The 23,289-nt window shown below is 66.5% G+C and carries 28 protein-coding genes and 1 tRNA gene; 18 read left to right on the forward strand and 11 right to left on the reverse strand.

The features are described 5' to 3' along the window. The first annotated feature begins 45 nt into the window (after positions 1-45). From DIE02_RS12460 to DIE02_RS12485, 6 genes are all read left to right on the forward strand, one after another. Entirely contained in the window at positions 46-261 is a 216-nt protein-coding gene (locus DIE02_RS12460) for a molybdopterin-binding protein (RefSeq protein WP_006400187.1), read from the forward strand. A 141-nt stretch (positions 262-402) separates the two neighbouring features. Beyond that, the gene (locus DIE02_RS12465) at positions 403-600 is read left to right on the forward strand and encodes a hypothetical protein (protein ID WP_044845064.1); all 198 of its coding nucleotides are present in this window, start codon (positions 403-405) and stop codon (positions 598-600) included. Positions 601-655: 55 nt separating this feature from the next. Continuing rightward, positions 656-910 (forward strand): hypothetical protein, encoded by a 255-nt coding sequence (locus tag DIE02_RS12470; protein WP_124485687.1) that lies wholly within the window; start codon positions 656-658, stop codon positions 908-910. Positions 911-1,036: 126 nt separating this feature from the next. Beyond that, entirely contained in the window at positions 1,037-2,023 is a 987-nt protein-coding gene (dusA, locus tag DIE02_RS12475) for a tRNA dihydrouridine(20/20a) synthase DusA (protein ID WP_044845062.1), read from the forward strand. 59 nt (positions 2,024-2,082) lie between these two features. Further along, a tRNA-His gene (locus DIE02_RS12480) sits at positions 2,083-2,158 on the forward strand. Positions 2,159-2,733: 575 nt separating this feature from the next. Beyond that, entirely contained in the window at positions 2,734-3,294 is a 561-nt protein-coding gene (locus DIE02_RS12485; protein WP_124485553.1) for a GNAT family N-acetyltransferase, read from the forward strand. Between the two features lie 19 nt (positions 3,295-3,313). On the opposite strand, the gene DIE02_RS12490 is transcribed toward DIE02_RS12485, so the two are convergent. Beyond that, entirely contained in the window at positions 3,314-3,778 is a 465-nt protein-coding gene (locus DIE02_RS12490) for a plasmid fertility inhibition factor family protein (RefSeq protein WP_124485725.1), read from the reverse strand. Between the two features lie 332 nt (positions 3,779-4,110). On the opposite strand from DIE02_RS12490, the gene DIE02_RS12495 reads away from it, so the two are divergent. Together DIE02_RS12495 and DIE02_RS12500 are read left to right on the forward strand one after the other, a co-directional pair. Then, complete coding sequence (locus tag DIE02_RS12495) at positions 4,111-4,527, forward strand: hypothetical protein (protein ID WP_124485552.1); 417 nt, start codon at positions 4,111-4,113, stop codon at positions 4,525-4,527. 198 nt (positions 4,528-4,725) lie between these two features. Beyond that, complete coding sequence (locus tag DIE02_RS12500; RefSeq protein ID WP_185641330.1) at positions 4,726-5,346, forward strand: hypothetical protein; 621 nt, start codon at positions 4,726-4,728, stop codon at positions 5,344-5,346. A gap of 418 nt (positions 5,347-5,764) precedes the next feature. Here DIE02_RS12500 and DIE02_RS12505 read toward each other — a convergent pair whose 3' ends face one another. Next, the gene (locus DIE02_RS12505) at positions 5,765-6,508 is read right to left on the reverse strand and encodes a DUF695 domain-containing protein (RefSeq protein WP_044845048.1); all 744 of its coding nucleotides are present in this window, start codon (positions 6,506-6,508) and stop codon (positions 5,765-5,767) included. Between the two features lie 201 nt (positions 6,509-6,709). On the opposite strand from DIE02_RS12505, the gene DIE02_RS12510 reads away from it, so the two are divergent. The 3 genes from DIE02_RS12510 to DIE02_RS12520 all read left to right on the forward strand — a co-directional run bounded on the left by DIE02_RS12510 (position 6,710) and on the right by DIE02_RS12520 (position 8,406). Next, a complete protein-coding gene (locus DIE02_RS12510; RefSeq protein ID WP_044845154.1) occupies positions 6,710-7,018 on the forward strand; it encodes a hypothetical protein in 309 nt (102 codons plus the stop codon). A gap of 261 nt (positions 7,019-7,279) precedes the next feature. Continuing rightward, positions 7,280-7,753, forward strand: a complete 474-nt coding sequence (locus DIE02_RS12515; protein WP_124485551.1) for a VOC family protein — start codon at positions 7,280-7,282, stop codon at positions 7,751-7,753. Positions 7,754-8,187: 434 nt separating this feature from the next. Beyond that, positions 8,188-8,406 (forward strand): hypothetical protein, encoded by a 219-nt coding sequence (locus DIE02_RS12520; RefSeq protein WP_124485550.1) that lies wholly within the window; start codon positions 8,188-8,190, stop codon positions 8,404-8,406. A gap of 178 nt (positions 8,407-8,584) precedes the next feature. On the opposite strand, the gene DIE02_RS12525 is transcribed toward DIE02_RS12520, so the two are convergent. Then, on the reverse strand, positions 8,585-9,208 hold the full coding sequence (locus tag DIE02_RS12525) for a phospholipase D family protein (protein ID WP_124570448.1): 624 nt from the start codon (positions 9,206-9,208) through the stop codon (positions 8,585-8,587). A 417-nt stretch (positions 9,209-9,625) separates the two neighbouring features. Beyond that, complete coding sequence (locus DIE02_RS12530; RefSeq protein ID WP_124485549.1) at positions 9,626-10,108, reverse strand: helix-turn-helix domain-containing protein; 483 nt, start codon at positions 10,106-10,108, stop codon at positions 9,626-9,628. A gap of 169 nt (positions 10,109-10,277) precedes the next feature. On the opposite strand from DIE02_RS12530, the gene DIE02_RS12535 reads away from it, so the two are divergent. After that, positions 10,278-10,715 (forward strand): PaaI family thioesterase, encoded by a 438-nt coding sequence (locus DIE02_RS12535; protein WP_124485548.1) that lies wholly within the window; start codon positions 10,278-10,280, stop codon positions 10,713-10,715. Positions 10,716-10,913: 198 nt separating this feature from the next. After that, on the forward strand, positions 10,914-11,966 hold the full coding sequence (locus tag DIE02_RS12540) for an NADP(H)-dependent aldo-keto reductase (RefSeq protein WP_124485547.1): 1,053 nt from the start codon (positions 10,914-10,916) through the stop codon (positions 11,964-11,966). 60 nt (positions 11,967-12,026) lie between these two features. Here the strand turns inward: DIE02_RS12540 and DIE02_RS12545 are convergent, their stop codons facing one another. After that, on the reverse strand, positions 12,027-13,313 hold the full coding sequence (locus DIE02_RS12545) for an MFS transporter (protein ID WP_124485546.1): 1,287 nt from the start codon (positions 13,311-13,313) through the stop codon (positions 12,027-12,029). Between the two features lie 35 nt (positions 13,314-13,348). Beyond that, positions 13,349-14,770, reverse strand: a complete 1,422-nt coding sequence (locus tag DIE02_RS12550) for a M20 family metallopeptidase (protein WP_124485545.1) — start codon at positions 14,768-14,770, stop codon at positions 13,349-13,351. 163 nt (positions 14,771-14,933) lie between these two features. Between DIE02_RS12550 and DIE02_RS12555 the strand changes: the two genes are divergently transcribed. From DIE02_RS12555 to DIE02_RS12570, 4 genes are all read left to right on the forward strand, one after another. After that, on the forward strand, positions 14,934-15,887 hold the full coding sequence (locus tag DIE02_RS12555) for a LysR family transcriptional regulator (protein ID WP_124485544.1): 954 nt from the start codon (positions 14,934-14,936) through the stop codon (positions 15,885-15,887). A gap of 64 nt (positions 15,888-15,951) precedes the next feature. Beyond that, positions 15,952-17,079 (forward strand): tRNA 2-selenouridine(34) synthase MnmH, encoded by a 1,128-nt coding sequence (gene mnmH, locus DIE02_RS12560; protein WP_124485543.1) that lies wholly within the window; start codon positions 15,952-15,954, stop codon positions 17,077-17,079. Beyond that, the gene (locus DIE02_RS12565) at positions 17,076-18,134 is read left to right on the forward strand and encodes a permease (RefSeq protein ID WP_044843616.1); all 1,059 of its coding nucleotides are present in this window, start codon (positions 17,076-17,078) and stop codon (positions 18,132-18,134) included. Before mnmH ends, DIE02_RS12565 begins: the two co-directional genes overlap by 4 nt. A 224-nt stretch (positions 18,135-18,358) precedes the next feature. After that, the gene (locus DIE02_RS12570) at positions 18,359-18,781 is read left to right on the forward strand and encodes a hypothetical protein (RefSeq protein ID WP_044843615.1); all 423 of its coding nucleotides are present in this window, start codon (positions 18,359-18,361) and stop codon (positions 18,779-18,781) included. Positions 18,782-18,831: 50 nt separating this feature from the next. On the opposite strand, the gene DIE02_RS12575 is transcribed toward DIE02_RS12570, so the two are convergent. Continuing rightward, positions 18,832-19,665, reverse strand: a complete 834-nt coding sequence (locus DIE02_RS12575; protein ID WP_044843614.1) for an ABC transporter permease — start codon at positions 19,663-19,665, stop codon at positions 18,832-18,834. A 6-nt stretch (positions 19,666-19,671) separates the two neighbouring features. After that, positions 19,672-20,586, reverse strand: coding sequence for a nodulation factor ABC transporter ATP-binding protein NodI (nodI, locus tag DIE02_RS12580; RefSeq protein WP_124485542.1), 915 nt, complete (start codon positions 20,584-20,586; stop codon positions 19,672-19,674). A gap of 327 nt (positions 20,587-20,913) precedes the next feature. Between nodI and DIE02_RS12585 the strand changes: the two genes are divergently transcribed. Next, positions 20,914-21,411: a universal stress protein gene (locus DIE02_RS12585; RefSeq protein WP_044843612.1), complete on the forward strand. Its 498-nt coding sequence runs from the start codon at positions 20,914-20,916 to the stop codon at positions 21,409-21,411. 95 nt (positions 21,412-21,506) lie between these two features. Here DIE02_RS12585 and DIE02_RS12590 read toward each other — a convergent pair whose 3' ends face one another. Genes DIE02_RS12590 through lexA form a run of 3 tightly spaced genes read right to left on the reverse strand, consistent with a single transcriptional unit; the run spans position 21,507 to position 23,241 of the window. Beyond that, positions 21,507-22,199, reverse strand: coding sequence for a DUF2939 domain-containing protein (locus DIE02_RS12590; protein ID WP_124485541.1), 693 nt, complete (start codon positions 22,197-22,199; stop codon positions 21,507-21,509). Positions 22,200-22,228: 29 nt separating this feature from the next. After that, the gene (locus DIE02_RS12595) at positions 22,229-22,567 is read right to left on the reverse strand and encodes a hypothetical protein (RefSeq protein WP_044843610.1); all 339 of its coding nucleotides are present in this window, start codon (positions 22,565-22,567) and stop codon (positions 22,229-22,231) included. A 26-nt stretch (positions 22,568-22,593) separates the two neighbouring features. After that, a complete protein-coding gene (gene lexA / locus DIE02_RS12600) occupies positions 22,594-23,241 on the reverse strand; it encodes a transcriptional repressor LexA (RefSeq protein WP_006754655.1) in 648 nt (215 codons plus the stop codon). Between the last annotated feature and the right edge of the window lie 48 nt (positions 23,242-23,289).

The raw sequence follows: 23,289 nt of genomic DNA on the forward strand, positions 1-23,289 counted from the left end.
CCGGCCGCCCGTTCTCAGACTTTTTTCTTCGGAGCGATCAACCCGATGAGCATCACTGCAATCAACGTGCGTAACCAGTTCAAAGGCAAGGTGAAGGAGATCATTCGCGGGCCCGTGGTGTCCGAGGTCGACGTCGAGACGCCGTTCGGCATCGTCACGTCGGTGATCACGACGCGCTCGGTCGACGAACTCGAACTGAAGGTCGGCGCGGAAGTCGTCGCGCTCGTGAAATCCACCGAGGTGTCGATCGCGCGCCTTTGAGCGCGTTTCCGGTGCAGGGCGCCGCGGGCGGGCCGTCTGGCCGTCCGCGGCGCCCCTGTTTCATGGTCGAGCGTTTGCCTCGGTATTCGGCGTCAGGACGAAGTGCTAGGATGGAACGACACCGACGCCGGAGGCCAACGCATGACCCCCATCCTTTCTCCCGAAGCCATCGTGGCGCTGAAGTGGATCGACCAGTTCGGCGACAGCCGGCCGGTCCCTGCCGCGTTCGACGACGTCGTCTATGCGTTGCTGAACGAAGGGCTGATCTACCAGGCGGCGGCCGACCGTGTCGACCTGACCGCCGATGGCAAATCCGTTTTGTCCAACGAATACGATTGAGCACACGGCGCCGGCCGCCGCGGCGGCCTGGCGCCGTGTCGCCACGGAGCGAGCGATGGAACCGAGAGGCAGCGATCTCGGCGATTTCAGCGAGCCGTACCGCGGCTACGAGATCGAGGTGAAGACCGAGCAGGTGTGGGACGGCGAGCATGCGCACTACCGCGTGCTGCAGGGTTCGGCCGTGCGGATCGACTGGCGGCTCGTGAAAGTCGACGGGATGCTGCTGACCGAACGGCGCGTGATCGAGCGCGTGCTCGACGAGGCGCGGCGGGCCGTCGACGTCGAACTGGGCGACGGCGGGCCGGTCTAGTCAGGCTGCCGGGCCGGCCTGGTCGCGTTGCGGTAAAATGTCGGGTTGTTTCCCGCGCCGCTTGCTGCCCCGAATTCCATGTCCGTACCGTCCTCGCTTCCTCCCCGCCGCGTTTCCGTGGCCCCGATGCTCGACTGGACCGACCGTCATTGCCGGTCGTTCCATCGCACGCTGACGCGCGACACGTGGCTGTATACGGAAATGATCACGACGGGCGCGCTGCTGTTCGGCGACGCCCAGCGGCATCTCGCGTTCACGCCGAACGAATCGCCGGTCGCGCTGCAACTGGGCGGCAGCGAACGGGACGATCTCGCGCGCGCCGCGAAACTCGGCGAGCAGTGGGGCTACGACGAGATCAACCTGAATTGCGGCTGCCCGTCCGAGCGCGTGCAGCGCGGTGCGTTCGGCGCGTGCCTGATGAACGAGCCGCAACTCGTTGCCGACTGCGTGAAGGCGATGCGCGATGCGGTGTCGGTGCCGGTCACGGTCAAGCACCGGATCGGTGTCGACGCGGTCGAGGATTATGCGTTCGTGCGGGACTTCGTCGGCACGGTGGCGGAGGCCGGCTGCGAAACGTTCGTGGTGCACGCGCGCAATGCGATCCTGAAGGGGCTCTCGCCGAAGGAGAACCGCGAGATCCCGCCGCTCAAGTACGACTATGCGTATCAGCTGAAGCGCGATTTCCCGTCGCTGGAGATCGTGATCAACGGCGGGATCAAGACGCTCGACGAAGTCGCGCAGCATCTCGAGCACGTGGACGGCGTGATGCTCGGCCGCGAGGCTTATCACAACCCGTATGTGCTCGCGGGTGTCGATGCGCGCTTCTACGGGTCGACTGCGGCGGTGCCGACGCGCGAAGAGGCCGAGGCGAAACTGATCGAGTACTGCGCGGCGGAACTGAAGCGCGGCACGTATCTCGGCGCGATCGTGCGGCATGCTCTCGGGCTCTATCGTGGCGTCGCGGGTGCGCGCGGCTGGCGTCGTGTGCTGTCCGACAACAAGAAGCTCGCGCGCGGCGATCTGGCCGTGTTCGACGAGGCGCGCACGCATCTGAACGATGCCGAAGAAATTTTTGAAAAAAATGCTTTGCAAGACGGAAAAGTCTTCGTATAATCTTGTTCTTCGCTGCTGAACACGAAACGAAACGGCGAAGAAACAAAGCAGTATCAGTGGTGGCTGTAGCTCAGTTGGTAGAGTCCAGGATTGTGATTCCTGTTGTCGTGGGTTCGAGTCCCATCAGCCACCCCAAAATTCTCAAACAAAACAGGCGCTTCGGCGCCTGTTTTGTTTTGTGCGGAAAATTCGATGCGATTGCATCGATTCGAGCCGCGCCATTTCCAGAGCGTTCTGCTCGCCATTCATCCATTTCGCGTCAGCCGACGAAAGCCGTTTCGATATTGAGACTGCGCGCCGAGTCACGTCACTCGCGCGTGGCTGATCCATTGAGCGGCCGCTGCTCACGAGCCCCGCGAAGCGAAGCGGCGACCGGCTTCGCTCATCGTCTCGCAGATTGGCGGATTAAACCAATGACTTGGCACGAGCCGCCAATGCTTAATAGTCTTACATTCATGTAATGTATCGATTCCTCGTGCCCTTAGCTTTGCAGGGCCGTTCGGTCCCGACGCCCCGGAAGGCGTCGGGACATTTTTTTTGGCGGAGCTGCTGTCGAGGAATTGGAGAAAGCGGCAGGCGTCACGGTGCATTAAGCGATGACCACGGCATGACGCGCACTGCCGCATGCGACTCCCTGTGCAACCCGCCGTTGAAACATCGCGATTGCTACACTTTCCCTGCCTCCATCGCACAACGAGAGCGACCCTCGCATGCCGGAAAACCGCACCATCACGCTGCGCAACGCGACACCACACGACGCGGAACACATCGCTCGCTTGCACACGCTGAGCTGGCAGAACGCCTATAGCCATATCCTGCCGGCGGCCTATCTCGCCGATGAGGTGCCGACGGAGCACGCGACGCGGTGGCGAAACTATTTCGACCGCGCCGAAGCGGAGTGGGGCCTCGTGCTGATCGCCGAGTCGGACGGGGCGCCGGTCGGTTTCGTCAGCGCCGAAAGGCCGGTCGATCCGGCGCGCGGCGTCCTGCTCGATTGCCTTCATGTGCATCCCGCGCATCACGGAAGCGGTACCGGCAAGCGCATGATCGAAGCCGTTCGCGCATGGGCCCGCCATATCGGCGAGGACAAGGTTCATCTTTCGGTACTCGACGGCAACGTCCGCGCGATCGGCTTCTACGAGCACAACGGCTGGCGGTTGGCAGGCGTCGAAACCAGCTTCATCGGCCGCACGGAGGTCGCCGACCGGATCTACGTGATCGATGCCGGCACCGAACGCCAAGGTGGCACGCTGCACGACCGATGCCGCTGAAGATGAGGCGGCGCGTCCGTTACTCGCCGCAATACCGCACGAGCAAATCCGCCTCGGTTTCATGCACCTCGACAGGCAGGCTCGTTGCCCCTGCAAACGCCAGATAGCGCGCGCGATGCTGACCGTTCCGGAACGACGCGATGCCGACTTTCGACAGGCCCGGAAGGCCAAGCAGCGTCCGCGTTCTCGTCTCGCGAAACGTGATGAAGGGCATGTCGGGAATCCGGGCTTCGACCGGATCGAGGAAATCGCGGATGCCGGCGGCCTTGCCGGGCGCCCAGTATTGAACCGACGGCAGCACATAGTCGGTCGTGTCGCGATCGGCGCACGCGAGCAGCTTCGCCAGGTCGACCGTCACGACGCGATGCCGCGAGTCGTCGGACGCGAATACCCGTTTGAGATGTGTATAGGCATAGGCGGGGTGTCCCGGAAGCTGGATGATCCAGACGTCGACGCCGTCATGTTGTGCCCGAGCGACTGTCATTGTTTCCTGAGGTAGGGCAAGCGTTTTTTGTGGCGGGAGTGTAGCAGCGCGGCTGCGGCTGCGGCCGCAGAGCACGCGGATACCCGGAATCGAGCCGGCGCAATCATGCGCGAAAGAATGCGGCACGGAATCGATCACGCAACGGGTTTCGGTTACTGGACGGGTGCGGCCATGCATTTTCAGTCGCGGTCGACAGCTTGCGAGAATATCGCGATACTGCCTGTCTGCATGACGCGCGGTCCGGAATTCACACAAGATTCACGCGGCGCGTGAAACCGGACTGGCGCGGCACATCGATAAGAACCGAGAGAGCGGAGTGGCCGCAGAAAATCATGTCGCCTGAACTTGAGATCGAATATCTCGATTACCGCTTCACAGCGACGCTCGAAACCCGGGAAACGGGGCGGGTCGCCGTGACCGAATGGCAACTGGATTCCGTTTCCCGAAGCAAGACGCTCGCGTGGGTCGTGTTCGACCGTTTTCTGAAGCGCAACGACTTCGCCGACGAGGACGACGCGCGCGCCAGTATCGTCGACTGGCTGGAGCAACTGGTCAGCCCGCGGGGCGCGCCGCTCGTCGAAATCCCAGCCGCGAAGGCGGTCGCAGCAGTTGCTGCCGCTGGTACCGCCAGTGCGGTCGCCAGCGATTCTTCAGTCGAAGAAACCATCAGCGACGTCGTCGTCGAAATCGCCAGCGATCTCGACTGGATCGACATGATTGCGGAATGGTTCACGGACGGCCCGGCGTAGCGTCGGGTTCGCGCCGCTCCATCCAGAAATCCAGAAAAAGTGGGTTAGGTCGTGAAACGTCGTTTCACGAAAATCCGGAGAAAAAGCGCGGATTCACGGAAAAGCGCATCACGCTGCTTTGACGATGCATGCGCGATACCGGAGACTGGCGCGATTTAAAAATCGCCGATATAAATCAAAAAAATCCGGACTCGAAACATGAAAAGAAGAACGCTGCTGACCGCCGGCACGATCGTCGCTGCCACCGGTCTGGCAGGATGTACCGCGATGCTGTTCGAAAACGGCCGATACGAAGAGACGGTCGATCGATTCCTCGTCAGCGAGGACGGCAAGAAATTCGTCGTGCTGGGCAACCAGTATCACTACATCTTCGACATGCCCGCGCATCTCGGCGCCGTGCTGGCCTCGTCCTACCGGAAGTCGATCGAGGCGGCGCTCCATGGATTCGTCGCACAGGGCAGCAAGATCTCGGGCGAATACCGGCTCGTGCTTTCCCGCGCCGGCATGACGGATGACGATTGGGCGCGTGCGCAGGCGGACGGCTTTACGACGTCCCGTCAAGGCGAGCTGAGCATGGAAGGCGCGCTGACTGGTTCGCGCTATCGGGCCGACGGGTTTGAGCAGGGCAAGACGTGGTCGTCGTTTTCCCATACCTACACGATCGAGGTCGACGATCGCCTGACGAAGGGCGACAAGGCCGTTCGCGTGCTCGCGACGCCGGTCACGCTGGCGGCCGACGGCGTGATGATGATCGGGGCCGTCGTGTTGTTCCCGGTGATCGTCGCGGTCGCCGCGCCACTCGCCGGCGTCGCGCGCTGACCGCGACGTGCCGCATGCGGTGCCGGCGCGTGCGGGCTTTCCGGTTGAAAGGGTGAGTTGCCGCACAGACGGTTGCACGGGCCACGATGACAATCTGGCCGGTTGACCGTTCTACCCCGGCCCGGTCAACCGTTACCCCGCTCGCTCGCGCAGGAGCGGGGGCTTTTTGGCCGCACGACGCATGCAAGCCGCGTCGGCGGAACCGGACAGGCGTTCGGCAGACGACGTTTCGCGTCCCGGCATCCGTTCGCCTGATCCGCATGAATCGCATTCCTCGTGCGTGAGCGATCGCTTGGGGCCGATCGCCGGTCGCGGCCGGCGATGCCTGGGTCCCGGCGGCACGCGGTCGCGCCGCCGGGATGCTTTTGATCCCGAACCCTCCACGGTCCGATCGCGCGTCACGCGCGTGTCAGCGCAATCAGCCTGCCTGCTCGACGCTGGTTTCCCAGCCGTCGTATTCGCCGCCGAGCGAGTGCACCTCGCGATTGATCTCGAGTGTATGGTGCGTGATGTCGGCCAGCACCGTCGTGCCTTCGTGCGCGAACCGCACGGCCGATTTGCCGTCCTCGGTGGGCGCGACCGATTCGACCAGATAGCCTTTCGACTCGGCCCAGTCGGCGAACTGGTGCGCGTCGCTGGGGTCCGGGAAGTACGCCCAGTGCATCACGCGCCGGCTCACGTCGCTCACGTCGCCTTTCTGCCGCAGCGCCTCGAGCACGCGCATGTCGCGCATCAGTTGCCAGTCGTCGTCGGTCGGGTAGAGCGTGCGCCAGTACGTTTCCTTGTCCGGATCGTCCTGATAGGCGTACTGAAGTGCGTAGGTCGTCTGTTCGGCCAGCGAGTCGACGATCTCGCCCGCGGCTGCTTCGTCGAACGGCACGTAGAACAGGAAATCCTGGTTGCCGTCGACCGTGATGCGGCCGACCTGCACGCCGTTTTTCGCGGTCACCGCGGCGTCCAGCAGATCCTCGATCTTCGTGAGATCGGCGAATTCGTCACCGCTCGGCAGGCCGTCGGGCGTCGGATGCGCAAGGGTGACGCGCACGCTGAGCAGCGACGTGCGCGGGTCGCTTTCGGCGATTTCCGCGAAGCCGTGATTGAAGCTGATGAAGGCCTGATGGTCGCCCATTCTGGCAGGGAAGGTTCCCCAGGCGTCGGTCATGTGTTTCTCCCGTGCACGATTGTCTGTTGACGGTTGCAAAGCGTCCCAATGTATCATCGAAAATCGCGTTGGCCGAAGCTGCGTGCCTGGGTGATCGCGCGTCCGGCGGGTCCGGTGGCGATCGAACGCGTGCTGTCGCGCCATCGCCGGTTTCCATCGTCGGGCGTTCGCCCGGCCGCAACCGTTTCGAAGGAGATTCCGATGTCGATGTTCGCGGTGAATGGTGTCCGAATCGATGTGCGCAGTGCGCGTGTGACGCACGTGCGCTGGGCAGCTGTCAATCCGGCGGACCGGTCGTGGGCGGCGACGCCGAGCGAGGCGTCGGTGGCGGAAGTGGCACGTGCGCTCGCGGCCGGCAACGACGTTCGCGCCGTATTTGACGAAGCGGACGGCACAGCGGTGGGGCCGCGGCTGAAGCGCGTGCTGTATCGCGACGCGTCGGAGGGGATCGAACTCGACATCGATGCGACGAGCGAGTCGCGCACGTTGCGCGACCTTCCGCAGATCTGAGCGGCGATCGGCGCGTGTTCCCACGAGCCGTGCCATCGCGCACGAGGCCATGCCCGGATGTGCGATCGCCCCATTGGAGGTCGCACGCTGCCTGATGCTCGCGCGTTGTCGGGCCGAACCTGTTCCGGCGCCTGTCGCGAACAAAAAAATGTCGTCCGGCGTGTCGATTTCCGTCGAGTCCGTCCGTCGTAGCATCGGAGGCGTGCGCATCGTGCGTCCGTCCCGATTTCCGACACGACACCGACTGAAGGAGCGACACCCATGACCACATCCGTCAATCCGATCCCGGAAGGGATGCGCACGCTGACGCCGCATCTGATCTGCGCCGGCGCCGCCGCAGCCATCGACTTCTACAAGCGCGCGTTCAACGCGACCGAACGGTTCCGCCTGCCGACCCCGGACGGCCGGCTCGCGCATGCATGCCTCGCAATCGGCGATTCGACGCTGATGCTCGTGGATGAAATGCCGGAGCACGGCGCACTCGGGCCGAAGACGCTGAAAGGCACGCCGGTCTGCCTGCACCTGTTCGTGCCGGACACCGATGCGGCGATCGCGCAGGCCGTCGCGGCCGGCGCGACAGTCACGATGCCGGCCGCCGACATGTTCTGGGGCGATCGCTATGGGCAAGTGGAGGATCCGTTCGGCCATCGCTGGTCGATCGCGACCCACCAGCGCGACCTGACGCCCGAGCAGATCGCGGAAGCGATGGCGAGCGCGCCGCCGTGCGGAGCCTGACCGGGCCGGGCGAATCCGGTTGAACGCGACTGAACGTGGCTCTTGGCCGCGCGTATCGGCGCGCGGCTCGTCCGCGTTCAGATGCCGGCGGCGTTGCTTCGCCGCTTGTCCGCGGATTCGTACCTGTGCCGATCGGCCGATCCGAGCCGGTCGGCGACCGCGCGATGCCGCGCGGGATCGTGTGTCGCTCGGCGCTCGCGCAAGCCGGGCGGCGTGCTTCGCTTCTGTCGATACCGCAACGCTCGACGAGCGCCCGTCGAGCAGCATCACGCATTCTCCATCGTGCTGCCACCACGCGTTGTAGCCGTGTCGATGCGATACGGACGCTTCACGCGTCGTGCGTTGCTGCCGGCCATGCAATTCGACGCCCGATGCTCAAGCTGTCCGACGTGATGCCGTAAACAGGGCAAGATCAATCGTTCATCTAACGCACCATGGTTCGAATTCTGTACGCGGGGTATCTCGCGTTGGCGCTGTATCTGCTCTATCCGATGGTCCAGAACACGTTGACCTTCAGTGCCGACTGCGTACTCGACGCGTTGCCTGGCGGTACGCGGGATCGGCCGAAGCCTTCGGCAAGCGATGCGCGTGCGCATGCCGGCCGGTGCGTCGCGGCCACGCAGATCGCCGAGCGCTCGCCCGACATCCACTGATTTCAACTGATTCCAGCGATCGCGGCGCCGTCATGCACGGTGTGCAGGCCATTCGGCCAGGTTGATCGCCATGCAATGCGCGCCGATCATTGACGACATCACGACGCGGATGTGCGACGCCGACGCGCGTCGGCCGCGCCACACGCGAACGGCGCCCGCGATCGCGTGCGGCGAAGCGTCAGTACGACGAGCGGTACGGCGTGCCCTGGTCGAAGCGGCTTTGCCAATGCGCGAGGTAGCGCGACGCGAGTTGCGGATTGTTCCAGACCACGACGACGTTTTCGGAATTGCGGCTGGCTGCCGAAGCGCTGTAGTTGAACGAGCCCGTCTCGACATGTTCGGCATCGATCACGAGGTACTTGTCGTGGTGGATCGCATAGGCGTCGATCGTGCGCGTCGGAATGCCCGCGTTGACGAGCAGGTTCAGCGCCTGCTTGCTGCTCTTCGCGCGATTGCCCTTGTCGTCCACGACGACCGCGACGTTCACGCCGCGTCGCTTCGCGGCGAGCAGCGCGCGCGTGACGGGCGGCGACGTGAACGAGTAGGCGGCCACGCGAATCGAGGTGCGCGCGGCACCGATTGCCTTCAGCACGAGCGCCTCCGCACCGCCATCGGGCGAGAACGCCGATTCGACGGATTGCGTGGCGGGCGCTTCATGGGTCGGGGTCGGCAGCAGTTGCGCGATGAAGTCGAACGCCTGCTGCAGCAGCGATTCATTGTGCGTCTTGCCGAAGGCGGCGAAGGGTGTGGCGATGAGGGAAGCAGCGAGGCAGGCGGCGGCGAGGCGTTTGCGCGACAACATCTTGGACAGCGAATCTTTTTGAGACAGCGGGCCGTGAGTGTAACGCAGACACGGCGGCGCGGTCACGCCCGGATGCGAATGGACGACAGCTGGATGGCTGTCTGCAGCGCCCGACGTGGCGATGGTCATCATGCCGCGCGGCGCCTGCATCGGCTCGGCAGTCGTGCCGGGTGACGGAAGTCGATGCGGTGTGCGCATGTGCGCAGACGGCACGGTCCCTGCGTGACGAACGGCACGCACGTGCGGGCGCAGGGGCAATGCGGCGTGCGATCGACGAGACGGGAACGGCAGACAGGGCGCGGCAACACGAACGATACGCGTCGAACGAAGACGCATGCAACACGCGCACGCATGATGGCCGCGCCGCGCTGTCATGGGCGTACCCATGTTCGTACGACCGGCGCTCAGCGCGACGCGTCAGGCATCGTGCGTTCCGGCCACCTCGTGCGCGACCCAGCCGGGCCCGGGTTCCGGCTGCACGTGGCGCGGGTCGAGCGGCTCACCGCACGCCGAGCACACCGCGACCGCATGCATCAGCTGGCCACAGGCGCGATGGCGCAATTGCACCGGCGGCCCCTGGCCGTCGTCCTTCCAGCGATCGCCCCAGGTCATCAGCGCGAGCAGGGCCGGGTACAGGTCGAGGCCTTTTTCGGTCAACCGGTATTCGAAGCGCGGCGGGCGTTCCTGATACGCGCGCTTGACCAGTACGCCTTCGTCGACGAGGCGCGCGAGCCGCTCGGCCAGTACGTGACGCGTGAGGCCCAGCTGCGTCTGGAATGCATCGAAGCGGCGGCAGCCGAGAAAGGCGTTGCGCAGGATCAGCATGGTCCAGCGATCGCCGAGCACGGCAAGCGTGCGCGCGACCGAGCAGTTCAGCGTACCGATGTCATCCCATTTCATGATCGAGTCTCGTGCGGCAGTTCAGCGAAGGAGCGGGTTCGATTATAGAACTGAGCTTCGGTTGCACAGGGCGCCGGCTGCATTGACAAGCCTGGCGCGCTTGTCAATAATCAGTTCCAATTTGGAACTTACTCGCGCGGCGACGCGCGTTCAATCAGGAGACAACCCGATGAATCCGCTTTCCCTGTCCGGTCTCGAACTGCTGCGCGCGGCGGCGGCAGGCGACGTGCCGCTCGCGTCGATCTCGGAGACGATGCCGATGCGGCCGCTGGGCGTCGAGCTCGGTTACGTGAAGTTTTCCGCGCGGGCGGACGGCCGGCACCTGAATCCGCTCGGCGGCGTGCACGGCGGATTCGCCGCGACGGTGCTCGACTCGGTCACGGGCTGCGCGGTGCATTCGATGCTCGACGCGGGCGTCGGCTACGGCACGGTCGACCTGCACGTGAAGATGCTGCGTCCCGTGCCGCGCGACGTCGACCTGATCGCCGAAGGGCGCGTGATTCACCTGTCGCGTTCGCTGGGCGTCGCCGAAGGCACGCTGAAAACGCCGGACGACAAGATCGTCGCGCATGCATCGGCGACCTGCTTCATTCAGCGGCCGCAGTAACGGGAGGCGTGGCGTCGTTACGCCCGGCGCGGCCGTCCGGCGCCATCCACCGGACGACGCGCGCGAAGGCGGCCGTATCCGTATCGGCGAGGGCTGAACGCACATCGAAGGCCGCCTGTAAGTGAACGCATCGGCCATCTGAAGCATTCGCTTCAGTGTGATAGCGTTTCTGCTTTCCACTGACGCGACAGGAACAGCATGGAATACCGCAAACTCGGCGATTCGGGCATCGAGGTCAGCCTGATCGGTCTCGGCACGATGACGTGGGGCGAGCAGAATTCGGAGCGCGACGCGCATGAGCAGATCGATTACGCGCTCGGGCAGGGCGTCACGCTGATCGATGCCGCGGAAATGTATCCGGTTCCCCCGAAGCCCGATACCCAGGGCCGCACCGAGCAGTACATCGGCACCTGGCTCGCGCAGCATCGTGCGCAGCGCGACCGGATCGTGCTCGCGACGAAGATCGCGGGCCCGGCGCGACAGCCGCACAATCCGCGCCATATTCGCGGCGAAGGCAACCAGTTCGACCGCAAGAACCTGACGGAGGCGCTCGACGGCAGCCTCAAGCGCCTGCAGACCGATTATGTCGACCTGTACCAGCTGCATTGGCCCGATCGCAGCACGACGACGTTCGGCCGCCCCGCGTATCCGTGGGTTGACGACGCGTATACGGTGCCGATCGAGGAAACGCTCGGCGTGCTCGCCGAATTCGTGAAGGCCGGCAAGATCCGCGCGATCGGCGTGTCGAACGAAACGCCGTGGGGCGTCGCGCAGTTCCTGCGCGCGGCCGAGAAGCTCGGGCTGCCGCGCATCGCGAGCATCCAGAATCCGTACAGCCTGCTGAACCGCACGTTCGAGAACGGCCTGTCCGAATTCACGCATCGCGACGGCATCGGCCTGCTCGCGTATTCGCCGCTCGCGTTCGGCTGGCTGTCCGGCAAGTACGAGAACGGCGCGCGTCCGGCCGGCGCGCGCATCACGCTGTTCGAGCGCTTCCAGCGTTACAGCAAGCCGCAGGCGGTCGAAGCGACGTCACGCTACGTCGCGCTTGCGCAGCGCCACGGGCTGTCGCCCGCGCAGCTCGCGCTCGCGTTCGTCAACAGCCGGCCGTTCGTGCGCAGCAACCTGGTCGGGGCGACATCGCTCGCGCAACTGAAGGAGAACATCGGCAGCATCGGCGTGAAGCTGTCCGACGAGATCCTCGCCGAGATCGACGCGCTGCACGAGCTGCAGCCGAATCCGGCGCCGTAGACGTCACGGTAAATGGCGCGCGGCACGGATGCCGCGCCGTCGTTTTGTTCGCGAGCGCGGTCAGCGCATCCCGAGCCGCGTGCGCGCGACCAGCAGAGCGATGAGACTCAACACGGCGCAACCGATCAGGTACAGCGCCGGCGACAGCCGGTTGCCGGTCGCGCTGATCAGCCACGTGATCACGAACGGCGCGAAGCCGCCGAACAGCGTGACGCCCGTGTTGTAGCTGACGGCGAGACCGGTCGCACGGGTCTGCGACGGAAACAGCTCGGCCATCAGCGCCGGCAGCGCGCCGCAGTACGTCGCCTTCAGCAGGCCGATCCAGATCAGCGCGGCGAGCATCGTCGCGAACGACGCGTGATGCGTGAGCCACGCGAACGTCGGCCAGACGGTGACGAGCATCAGCACGGCGGCTGCCGCCATCACGCGGATCCGTCCGGTGCGATCGGACAGGTGGCCGACGAGCGGCGTGACGAGCGTCAGCACGAAACCGGTCGCGAGCGTCGCCGCGAAGCCCGTCGATGCCGGCAGCCCGAGCTGCTTGATCGCGTACGTCGGCATGTACAGCACCATGTAGTTGATCGCGGTCGAGATCACGAGCACGCCGATCGACAGCAGCACGCGCATCTTCTGGTCCGCGAACAGTTCGCGCAAGGGCGCTTCCGAGCGCGCCTGCGTCTTGAACTCGATGCCTTCGTCGACGTAGCGGCGGATGTAGAGCCCGACCGGGCCGATCGCGAGGCCGAACAGGAACGGCACGCGCCAGCCCCAGCTTTCGAGTTGCGCGGTGCTCAGCGTCGACGTCAGCAGTGCACCGAAGCCCGATGCGAGCAGCGTCGCGAGACCCTGGCTCGCGAACTGCCAGCTCGACATGAAGCCGCGCCGCTGCGGCGCGTGTTCGACGAGGAACGCGGTCGAGCTCGCGAATTCGCCGCCGGCGGAAAAACCCTGCATCAGCCGCGACAGCATGATCCCGAGCGGCGCGAGGATGCCGATCGACGCATAGGTCGGCATCAGCGCGATCAGCAGCGTGCCGGCCATCATCATCGCGATCGACAGCAGCAGCGACGCCTTGCGGCCCGCGCGGTCCGCGTAGGCGCCGAGCACGAAGCCGCCGATCGGCCGGATCAGGTAGGACAGCCCGAACGTGCCGAGCGTGAGCAGCAGCGAGGTCGCCTCGCTCGTCGCGGGGAAGAACAGCTTGGCGATCGTCACCGCGAAGAAGCCGTAGACGATCAGGTCGAACCATTCGAGCGCGTTGCCGATCGACGCGGCGAAGATGATGCGGCGAATCTTCGCGGTGCTGGGGCGCGCGGCGTCCTGCGAGGTCAGGGTGGTCGTATTCATCGTGTGAGCAGTCCCGAGAAAGGGGGCGAAGCGCGTTACAGGGCGGCGCCGGCCGCGGCGGGTGCCGCGCGGCGAACGGGCGGCGCGGCGTCGCCGAGATCCCAGAAGAGGCCGGCCATCATCTGCAGTCCTTCCCGCACGACGCTCGCAAGCAGGTGCTCGTCGGGCGCGTGCTGCGAGCACGCCGGATACGAGTGCGGCACCCACAGGGTCGGCAGCCCGAGCGTGTCGGCGAACACTTCGTTCGGCAGCGTGCCGCCGAGGTTCGGCAGGATCGCGGGCTTCTTGCCGGTCGTGCGCGCGAGCGACGCGACGGCCCAGCGGACCCACGGATCGTCCGGCGGCAGGCGCGTCGCCGGTGCGCCGCGTTCGACGTCGATCTCGATGTCGGCGAAGCCGTGCGCATCCAGATGCGCGCGCAGGTGCGCGTGCAGCGCCTCCCAGTCGGTGCCGACCACGAAACGCAGCTGGCAGTGCGCATACGCGACGGGTGGAATAGCATTGACCGGATGGTCGGGATTGCCGGCCTTGAACGCGAGGATCTCGAACGTATTCCAGCCGAACACGCGCTCGGCGGCAGAGAGGCCCGGTTCGCCCCAGTCGGCGTCGAGCGCCGGATCACCGGGGCCGCCGCCGACGGACAGGTCGGCGAGCGCGGCGCGCACGGCGGCCGGGATCGGCGGGGGGCGCAGCCCCGCGACGCGGATCGCGCCGCGCGCGTCGACGAGGCTTGCGAGCGCATTCGCGAGCACGGTCGCCGGGTTGCGCAGCAGGCCGCCCCAGTTGCCCGAGTGATGGCCGCCGTCGCGGGCGCGCAGGCTGAGCTTGAAGTTGACGGAGCCGCGCGAGCCGAGGAACACGGTGGGGCGTTCGGCGGTGACGCGCGGCCCGTCGGACGCGATCAGCACGTCGGCCGCGAGCGTGTCGCGCTCCTGGCGGCACAGTGCGTCGAGGCCCGGCGACCCCGTTTCCTCGCCCATCTCGATCAGCAGTTTCGCGTTGAAGCCGAGCCGGCCGCCGCGCGCGGCGAGCACGCTCGCCAGCGCGGCCAGGTTGATCGTGTGCTGCCCCTTGTTGTCGGCACTGCCGCGGCCGTACCAGCGATCGCCGTCGACGGTCAGCGTCCACGGCGACAGCGGCGCGCGCCATTGCGCGTCGTAGCCGCGCACGACGTCGCCGTGGCCGTAGATCAGCACGGTCGGCAGTGCGTCGTCCTCGTGGCGCGAGGCCAGCAGGAACGGGCCGCCGCCGTCGGCCGGATTCTCGACGATCCGCGACGTGAAGCCGAGGCGCGCGGCCTCCGGTGCGATCTCGTCGGTCAGGTAGGCGCGCAGCACGGCGCCCGAGCCGCTGTCCTGGCTTTCGGTGCGCAGGCTGACGCGGCGGCTCAGGGTCGTGAAGAACGCGCCCGATTCGAACTGGTTCAGCGCGTGCTGGATGGCGGCGGTACGGCTCAAGACGGTCTCCTGTATCGGTTTTCCGGCGGGCGCGGCGCGCACGACCGGGAGTGCGATCGATTCTAGGAAGCGGTTTTTTTTGTCACAATGATCGAATTTCGAACATTTCTTTGCCGAAAAGGCAAAGCGGAGCGGCCTGGGCGACGGGCCCGGGGACAGAACGATGGCGGCTTTCCTGCATGGTCTTGCGCTGCGGTATTTCGTCGAAGTCGCGCGCACCGGCTCGATCAGCGACGCATCGGCGCGGCTGCACGTGGCCGTCTCGGCGATCAGCCGGCAGATCGCGAAGCTCGAGAGCGAACTCGGCGCGCCGCTGTTCGAGCGCCGGCCGCGCGGGATGGCGCTGTCGGAGGCCGGCGAACGGTTGCTGGGCTTCGCGCAGCGCAGCCTGCTGGAGGCCGAGCACGTGATGAAGGAAATCGGCGGGCTGGAGGCGCTGCACGGCAGCCTGCTGAAGGTCGCCTGCTCGGAAGGGTTCGCGATCGATTTCCTGCCGGGTGCGCTCGCGGGCTTCAAGGCGCGCCACCCGGGCGTCGATTTCTCGGTGTGGGTCGTGTCGCCGGCGGAGGCGACGCGGCGCGTGCGCGACGGCGATGCCGACATCGGGCTGACGTTCAGCCTGGCGCCGGAGCAGGGCGTACGCGTCGAACACACGGAGCGTGCGCCGGTCTTCGCGCTCGTGCGGCGCGACCATCCGCTCGCGGCGCGCGATTCGGTGTCGCTCGCCGATGTCGCCCGGCACCCGCATGTGCTGCCCGAGGCCGGCACGACAGTGCGACAGCTGATCGACATCGCGTGCGTGCTCGACGGGCTCATGCTCGAGCCGGAGCTGACCAGCAACAACACCGCGGTGATGTACCGCTACGCGCAGCGTACCGGTGCGGTCATGTTCACCGGGCTGCTGTCGGTACGGGACCGCTTCGACGCGGACGGCTTCGTCGTCGTGCCCGTCACGAACCCCCAGCTGCGCGAGCGCAGCATCCAGGTGCAGACCATGGCGGGGCGCGATCTGCCCGCGTCGGTGCGCGCGTTTCGCGACCATCTGATCGACGTGATGAGCGCCGCGTCGCCGCCGCCGGTTGCCGCGCGCGGCCCGGGACGCCCGGGCGTGAGATAATCGCGAATCCGCCTTCCGTGCCCGTGCGGCTCGCCGAGCCGCATCGCCCCTGTTCGACGCCAAATTGAAGAACCTGATTGTCACCCTCGATCGCGCCGGCGAGTTCGACGAGATCATCGACGTGCGCACGCCGCTCGAGTTCGCCGAGGATCACATCCCCGGCGCGCTGAACGCGCCCGTGCTCAGCAACGAGGAGCGCGTGATCGTCGGCACGATGTACCGTCAGGTGTCGCCGTATGAAGCGACGCGCGTCGGCGCGGCGATGGTCGCACGCAACATCGCGCGCCATCTCGACACCACGTTTGCAGACCGTCCGCGCAACTGGCGGCCGCTGATCTACTGCTGGCGCGGCGGCAAGCGCTCGGGTTCGATGACGACCTGGTTCAACCTGATCGGCTGGCAGGCGCGCCAGCTCGACGGCGGCTACAAGGCGTACCGCCACTCGGTGTGCGCGACGCTCGACACGCTGCCGACACGGTTTCGCTACATCGCGCTCGTCGGTCATACCGGCTGCGGCAAGACGCGGCTGCTGAACGCGCTACGCGACGAAGGGGCGCAGACGCTCGATCTCGAAGCGCTCGCGCGCCATCGCGGCTCGCTGCTCGGCGCGCTGCCGGGCAAGCCGCAGCCGTCGCAGAAGGGCTTCGATTCGGGGCTCGTCGAGACACTCGGGCGTTTCGACCCCGAATGGCCGGTGTTCGTCGAATCGGAAAGCCGCAGGATCGGGCTCGTGCACCTGCCGATCGCGTTGATCGACGCGTTTCACGCCGGGCCGTGGGTGCAGGTCGAGGCGGCGCACGACGAACGCATCGCGTTTCTCCTTGACGACTATGCCCACCTGTTCGACGAGCCGGCCGCGTTCAAGGCGCAGCTCAATCGGCTGATCGGCCTGCACAGCCGTGACGAGGTGGCGCACTGGCATGCGCTGATCGATGCCGACGCGCGGGCCGAGCTGTTCACCGAACTGATCGACAAGCATTACGATCCCGCCTATGCGCGCACCTACCGCGCCACGTACAACAAGCCGAACCGCGCACTGACGTTCACTTTCCGGCCGAATGCGGCCGACGGGCGCGAGCAGGCGCGCGCGCTGCTCGACGCGCTCGCGCAGGCCGGGCTGCCGGCCTCGCCCGCCGCCGGCGGGGCGGCGCGAGCCGCCACCGACCACAACCCTACGACCACCGCACGATGACGACCACACGCACCCAACCCAGTCCGGCGCTCGGCTGGCTGACCTTCCTGCTGATCGCGGTCGCGGGACTGTTCTACGTGAAATGGTTCCCGTACTACAACAAGGCGTTCGTCGCCGCCGAGCATCATTCGATCGGCCAGTCGATCCTGATGGGCACGTCGGCGAGCGCGCCCGAGCCGTCGCTGAAGGCGGCGCTCGACTACGCATGGGCGTATGGCAAGGCGATCTGGCAGGCCATGGTGCTTGGCCTGCTGCTCGGCTCGGCCGTCCAGGCGCTGCTGCCCGCGCACTGGGTCGCGCGCGTGCTCGGCCGCACGGGCTTCGGCAGTGTCGCTGCGGGCGGCCTGCTGTCGCTGCCGGGCATGATGTGCACGTGCTGCGCGGCGCCGGTCGTCGCGGGCCTGCGTGCGCGGCACGCGTCGCCGGGCGGCGCGGTCGCGTTCTGGCTTGGCAACACGGTGCTGAATCCGGCCGCGCTGGTGTTCATGGGCTTCGTGCTCGGCTGGCACTGGAGCGCGTTGCGGCTCGTGCTCGGCATCGCGATGGTGTTCGGGATCGGCTATCTGCTGAACCGCATCGCGCGTCCGGAGGACCGCAGTATCGACGACGCGCAACTCGCCGCGCTGGTGGCCGAACAGGCTGCCGCCGGCAATCCGTTCGTCCGCTGGATGAAGCTGCTCGCACGCATGGCCGTGCGGCTCGTGCCCGAATACATCGTGCTCGTGCTGCTGCTCGGCGCGGCGCGCGCGTGGCTGTTCCCGCATATCGGCCCGGACATCGGCAACCATCTCGGCTGGATCATCGCGTTCGCGGTCGCGGGGACGTTGTTCGTGATCCCGACGGCCGGTGAAGTGCCGATCATCCAGGCGATGCTGTCGCTCGGCATGGGCGTCGGCCCGGCAGCCGCGCTGCTGATGACGCTGCCGCCGATCAGCGTGCCGTCGCTCGCGATGCTCGCGCGGTCGTTCAAGCCTTACATGCTGGCGATCGTCACGGGCCTCGTCGTCGTGTTCGGGATCGTGAGCGGGCTGCTCGCGATCGCATTCGGGTTCTGACGGACTCGCGGACGGGACGGCGAGCGGGCGCGACGGCCGGACAAGTCCGGCTCGCGTGGCCGATCGAGGCGCGGGGCACGACATGCCCGGCTGCCGGCGACCGGACCCTGCGCGATGGCCGCCGCGGCGTGCGCCGACCGGTCCCGTCGCATGACCGTCGTATTCATCCGGCGCCGCCGCCTCACGCGCGCGGTGCCCTTTACAAGAAGCAAACAGGAAAACGCATGACCCAACCGAAGATTCATCCTCGACTCGAAAAGGCGCTGACGCGTGGCGATCTCGCGATCCGCCAGGCCAATTCCGCGCGGGCGACTGCCGTGCTGAACGCGCTCGGCACGATGATCATCGAAGCCTCCGCCACGATCGGCGTCGAGGCCAGCATCGAGATTCCGCAGGGCGACCGCATCTACGATCCGGTGAACGGCCTGTGGCCGCAGAAGATGCTGGTGTCGTTCGACGGTCCGGTCGACGAAGCCGACGCCGAAGAATTGCGCGCGGTCTATCTGGTTGCCGACGATCCGGGTACGCAGTTCCGCGTCGAATGGCATCGCGCGGACGGCAAGCTCGGCCGCCACGAAGGCGGCCCGCTGGCGACCGTCGCATTCCTGACCGACGTCGAGATTCCGTGGAGCGACGACGACGAGTAACGCCGCCGCCGCTTCGTCGCAGCGAGCCGGCGCGCCGTGCGCGTCGGCCGTCAGCGCATCATGCGCCGCCGGAACAGCCACGCGGAGACGATGAATCCGCCGACCGCATAACCGGCGAGCACCGCGAGATGCAGGCCGGCGTCCGTCGCCGGCCGGCCGAGCATCGCGGGCCGGATCAGTTCGACCGCGTTGGCGAGCGGCAGCACGTGCGCGGCATGCTGCGCGATCGGCGGCAACTGCGTGATCGGGAAGAACACGCCCGACAGCAGCAGCATCGGCGTCAGCACGAGCGTCTGATAGAACATGAAGAAGTCGTAGGACGGCGCGAGCGCGGTGACGATCATCGCGGTGCTCGCGAACGCGAGGCCGGCGAGCACGATCACGGGTAGCGCCGCGAGCATCGACGGAAAGCGCGCATAGCCGAGCAGGCCCGCGACGAGCATGATCGCGACGCCCGACAACAGCGCCTTGCTCGCCGCCCAGACGATCTCCCCGAGCACGATGTCGCCCAGCGCGAGCGGCGTGTGCATGATCGCTTCCCAGGTGCGCTGCACGTGCATCCGCGAGAAGCCCGAATACATCGACTCGAAGCTCGCGGACATCATCACGCTCGAACCGACCGTGCCGGCCGCGAGGAACGCGATATACGACACGCCGTCGACGTGGCCGAGCATCAGGCCGAGCCCGAATCCCAGCCCGAACAGGTAGATCATCGGATCGGCGAGATTGCCGAACAGCGACGCGAGCGCGAGCTTGCGCCACACGAGGTAGTTGCGCCGCCACACGGCGATCCAGTTGGTGGCATTCGCGGGCAGCGCGACTGCGAAGCGTGATTCGCGTGGCGGTGCGGACGGCGCGGCGGCGGAATAGTTGCGTGCGTCCATGATCGATCAGTCCTGCATTTCGCGGCCCGTGAGCCGCAGGAACACGTCTTCCAGATTGGCCGGACGATGCAGATAGCGCAATCCCGTGCGACCCTTGAGCCGGGCGCTGAGCGGCTCGGGATCGCTCACGTAGCAGAACAGCGTCTCGCCGCTGATCTCGGTGCGTTTCGCGAACGGCGTCAGCTCGTCGCGCAGCGCGACCGGGTCCGGCCCGTAGATCTCGATCACGTCGCAGCCGATCTCCGATTCGATCAGCGCGTGCGGCGCGCCTTCGGCGATCTTGCGGCCTTCCTCGATCACGCACAGCCGGTCGCACAGGCGCTCGGCTTCCTCCATGAAATGCGTGGTGATCAGGATCGTCTTGCCGCGCGCGAGCAGCGAACGCAAGCGTTCCCACATCAGGTGCCGCGCCTGCGGATCGAGCCCCGTCGTCGGCTCGTCGAGCACCAGCACGTCCGGATCGTTGACGAGCGCGCGCGCAAGCGTCAGGCGGCGCTTCATCCCGCCCGACAGCTCGCCGACCTTCGCATCGGCCTTGTTTTCCAGCTTCGCGAATTCCAGCAGCGGCTGCACCAGCGCGCGTGAAGCCTGCGCCGACATCCCGAAATAGCGGCTGAACACGAGCAGGTTTTCGCGGACCGTGAAGTCGGGGTCGAGGTTGTCGAACTGCGGGACGACGCCGACGCGCTGGCGCGCATGCCGCGCGCGCGACGGAACCGGTTCGCCGCACAGTGAAATGGTGCCGGCGTTGGGATACACGAGGCCGAGCAGCATTTTCAGCGTCGTGGTCTTGCCGGCGCCGTTCGGCCCGAGCAGGCCGTAGCATTCGCCGGCCTGCACGTGGAAGGACAGGCCGTTGACGACGAGCTTGTCGCCATAGCGCTTTTCGACGTTCCGGAAATCGATCGGTGCAACGGACATGGGCAGGTTGTCGTTGTAGGCAGGCGCGGACGCGTTTCGCGGCCGGCCGGATGGGCATGCCGCTCGGCGAACGGATCGGGCGAATGCGTGTCACATGGGCATGACCGGGGCGAACGCACGTCGAGGACACGGACGGGCCATTCTAGTGCATCGGCTGCGTCTCATCAGGGCGCACACGCGCGCGACGGTGCATGCGCGCACGGATCGTGCACCGCATCATCGCCGACGCGCCCCGCGTGGCGAATCAGCGTTTTCCATCCCTTGCGTCCGGAATTGCGGCGCACCATGATGAGTGCATAGGGCACGTTGTCGCGATAGGGAGGTCTCATGGCTAGCTACAACAAGATTCTGCTGTGCTACGACGGCACGCTCGAAGGACGCAAGGCCTTGCGGTGCGGTGCGAATCTCGCGCTGGACCTGAAGGCGGAAACGCATTTGCTGTCGGTCGTCGACATGCGCTCGAGCATCGCGCAAAGCGCGGGGCTGCTGACCGACGTCGCCTGCGGCCGCTTCGAGGAAACCGCGCGCGAGATCCTGCAGGAAGGCGTGAACTGGCTGCGCGAGCGCGGCGTCCAGGCGGAAGGCCATTTTGCGTTCGGTTATCCGATCGACGAAATCGCGAATCTCGCGACCGAGTTGAAGGCCGACCTCGTCGTGGTCGGCCATCGGTGCCGCAGCGGATTGTCGAGATGGTGGATGGGGTCGGGCAATACGCAACTGCTCGATCGCGTGAACTGCAGCATTCTGGTCGCGTGTTCGTCGGCTGAAGAGCAAAAGGCCGAGATCGCGCGCGAACGCGAAGCGGCCACCGCGAGCGGCAAGTGACACAGTGAGATCGTGTGACCGGCCGGGTTGTCCTGCGATCCGCGCCGGTCGCTCGCCATTGCCGCCGCAGCGGCATCGATCCCGATCGCGACCGCTCACGCGTGCAGGTCGATCGCGGACAGCTTCCACGAAAACAGGCCAAAGCGGTGGAAGATCGCCGCATAGCGCGTGCCGTCGGCACTGCGCTGGTAGGTCACGACAAATTCATCGATATTCCGGTAGCCGGCGCTCGTTTGCTGCGGATGGCGCGTGTCGCCCGGGCCGGCTGGCGCGGATGCGGGGGCCGGCGCGGACGCGACCGAGGCATTGCTGCCCGGTACGGGGGTGCTCGCCGGATTGGCCGGCGGTGCGGCCGATGCGCTGCCAGGCGCACCGCCTGACGGCGGGCCCGACCATTCGGGTGGCCGCTCGCCCGGATTACCGCGCGGGGGAATGCCGCTCATCAGCGCCGCGACGCCTTCCGGCGTCGCATACGCATCGACGAGCGGGCCGATCAATGCAGAGCCGATCAGCGCGCCGATCACCGCGAACGGGTTGTCCTTCTTCACCGCGTCGATCCGGTGCATCAACTCTTCCGTGACCTGCTGCTTCAGGCTGATGCGCAGCGACGGAAAATCGACATATTCGCTGACCGATTGCGCATCGCGCGCATCGATCGCCGATTTCAGGCGACCGAGCGCGACATACGGCGATGCGTACGCATAGCCGATCGCCACCAAAACGGCGACGGCCAGCACGACGATCAGCAGGGGCTTGAGCCGCCACGCGCGGCCCGAAGATCCAGTCACGATGCCTCCGGTGCGGACAGGTTCCGCAATCAGAGACCGCCGTGCGTGGCCGATCGTTCCTCGTCGATGCAGCGATCGATCATCCGGCACACGGCATCGATCGTCCCGACCATGATCAGGCGCGACCGGCCGTGATAAACGCGCACGGGCGCACGGCGCGCCGGTTCCGCGTGGTGCAGGCCGGCGTTCAGCGAGACCCGTGCGAAGGCGGGAAGCGCTGAGGGCAGCAGCGACGCCTGCCGTTCAACTGCGACTTCTTGGCTCACCACGGGCGCCGCGGCGGACAGCGGCGCGCAGGGCGTGCGGCCGCGCAGGTGACGCAGGCGGCCGAATTGACGGAAAGGCAGCAAACGGGAAAGGCGTTCCATGATGTTCTCCTCAGCGAGACCGATTGTCAGAGTTCGCCCGAGCGGATCAGCCCGACGGCGATGCCTTCCAGCGCGAATTCCGCGCTGCCGGCCTTGACGAAGATGTTTTCGTAATCCGGGTTCTCCGCGATCAGCTCGAGGCCGCCTGGCCGGCGCATCAGGCGCTTGACCGTGACGTCGTCGCCAAGCCGCGCGACGATGATCTGGCCGTCCTTCGCTTCCGTGCGCTTCTGCACGGCGAGGAGGTCGCCGTCGAGAATGCCGGCGTCGCGCATCGACAGGCCGCGCACCTTCAGCAGGTAGTCGGGCTTGCTGGTGAACAGCGCGGGATCGCACGCGTAATGCTGCGAGATGTGCTCCTGCGCGAGGATCGGGCTACCGGCCGCCACCCGGCCGACGAGCGGCAGCGACAGTTGCATCAGGCCGGCATGCGGCAGCGTGAACTGATGGGGGGCGTCGTCGATGCCGAGCAGGCGGATGCCGCGCGACGCGCCGGCGGCCAGCTCGATCACCCCTTTGCGCGCCAGCGCACGGAGGTGTTCCTCGGCCGCATTCGGCGAGCTGAAGCCCAGCTCTGCCGCGATCTCGGCGCGTGTGGGCGGGAAACCGGAGCGCTCGATCGCGCGGCGGATCAAGTCGAACACTTGCTGCTGACGGGCGGTGAGTTTGGTCATGGCTGAACTGTATGGATAGACAGTGAGCTGTATTTTTATACAGTACTT

This window comes from Burkholderia sp. Bp8991 (assembly GCF_003853795.1).
Taxonomy (GTDB): Bacteria; Pseudomonadota; Gammaproteobacteria; order Burkholderiales; family Burkholderiaceae; genus Burkholderia.

Bases quoted from the DNA above. Each gene is read 5' to 3' on its own strand.
- DIE02_RS12540 (WP_124485547.1), top strand. From the start codon at position 10,914: ATGGAATACCGCAAACTCGGCGATTCGGGCATCGAGGTCAGCCTGATC.
- DIE02_RS12490 (WP_124485725.1), bottom strand. From the start codon at position 3,778: ATGACAGTCGCTCGGGCACAACATGACGGCGTCGACGTCTGGATCATC.
- DIE02_RS12505 (WP_044845048.1), bottom strand. From the start codon at position 6,508: ATGACCGACGCCTGGGGAACCTTCCCTGCCAGAATGGGCGACCATCAG.
- DIE02_RS12465 (WP_044845064.1), top strand. From the start codon at position 403: ATGACCCCCATCCTTTCTCCCGAAGCCATCGTGGCGCTGAAGTGGATC.
- DIE02_RS12500 (WP_185641330.1), top strand. From the start codon at position 4,726: ATGAAAAGAAGAACGCTGCTGACCGCCGGCACGATCGTCGCTGCCACC.
- dusA (WP_044845062.1), top strand. From the start codon at position 1,037: ATGCTCGACTGGACCGACCGTCATTGCCGGTCGTTCCATCGCACGCTG.
- DIE02_RS12530 (WP_124485549.1), bottom strand. From the start codon at position 10,108: ATGAAATGGGATGACATCGGTACGCTGAACTGCTCGGTCGCGCGCACG.
- DIE02_RS12510 (WP_044845154.1), top strand. From the start codon at position 6,710: ATGTCGATGTTCGCGGTGAATGGTGTCCGAATCGATGTGCGCAGTGCG.
- DIE02_RS12575 (WP_044843614.1), bottom strand. From the start codon at position 19,665: ATGGACGCACGCAACTATTCCGCCGCCGCGCCGTCCGCACCGCCACGC.
- DIE02_RS12515 (WP_124485551.1), top strand. From the start codon at position 7,280: ATGACCACATCCGTCAATCCGATCCCGGAAGGGATGCGCACGCTGACG.
- DIE02_RS12585 (WP_044843612.1), top strand. From the start codon at position 20,914: ATGGCTAGCTACAACAAGATTCTGCTGTGCTACGACGGCACGCTCGAA.
- DIE02_RS12570 (WP_044843615.1), top strand. From the start codon at position 18,359: ATGACCCAACCGAAGATTCATCCTCGACTCGAAAAGGCGCTGACGCGT.
- DIE02_RS12565 (WP_044843616.1), top strand. From the start codon at position 17,076: ATGACGACCACACGCACCCAACCCAGTCCGGCGCTCGGCTGGCTGACC.
- DIE02_RS12555 (WP_124485544.1), top strand. From the start codon at position 14,934: ATGGCGGCTTTCCTGCATGGTCTTGCGCTGCGGTATTTCGTCGAAGTC.
- DIE02_RS12595 (WP_044843610.1), bottom strand. From the start codon at position 22,567: ATGGAACGCCTTTCCCGTTTGCTGCCTTTCCGTCAATTCGGCCGCCTG.
- DIE02_RS12495 (WP_124485552.1), top strand. From the start codon at position 4,111: ATGTCGCCTGAACTTGAGATCGAATATCTCGATTACCGCTTCACAGCG.
- DIE02_RS12470 (WP_124485687.1), top strand. From the start codon at position 656: ATGGAACCGAGAGGCAGCGATCTCGGCGATTTCAGCGAGCCGTACCGC.
- nodI (WP_124485542.1), bottom strand. From the start codon at position 20,586: ATGTCCGTTGCACCGATCGATTTCCGGAACGTCGAAAAGCGCTATGGC.
- DIE02_RS12485 (WP_124485553.1), top strand. From the start codon at position 2,734: ATGCCGGAAAACCGCACCATCACGCTGCGCAACGCGACACCACACGAC.
- DIE02_RS12535 (WP_124485548.1), top strand. From the start codon at position 10,278: ATGAATCCGCTTTCCCTGTCCGGTCTCGAACTGCTGCGCGCGGCGGCG.
- DIE02_RS12545 (WP_124485546.1), bottom strand. From the start codon at position 13,313: ATGAATACGACCACCCTGACCTCGCAGGACGCCGCGCGCCCCAGCACC.
- DIE02_RS12460 (WP_006400187.1), top strand. From the start codon at position 46: ATGAGCATCACTGCAATCAACGTGCGTAACCAGTTCAAAGGCAAGGTG.
- DIE02_RS12525 (WP_124570448.1), bottom strand. From the start codon at position 9,208: ATGTTGTCGCGCAAACGCCTCGCCGCCGCCTGCCTCGCTGCTTCCCTC.
- DIE02_RS12520 (WP_124485550.1), top strand. From the start codon at position 8,188: ATGGTTCGAATTCTGTACGCGGGGTATCTCGCGTTGGCGCTGTATCTG.
- lexA (WP_006754655.1), bottom strand. From the start codon at position 23,241: ATGACCAAACTCACCGCCCGTCAGCAGCAAGTGTTCGACTTGATCCGC.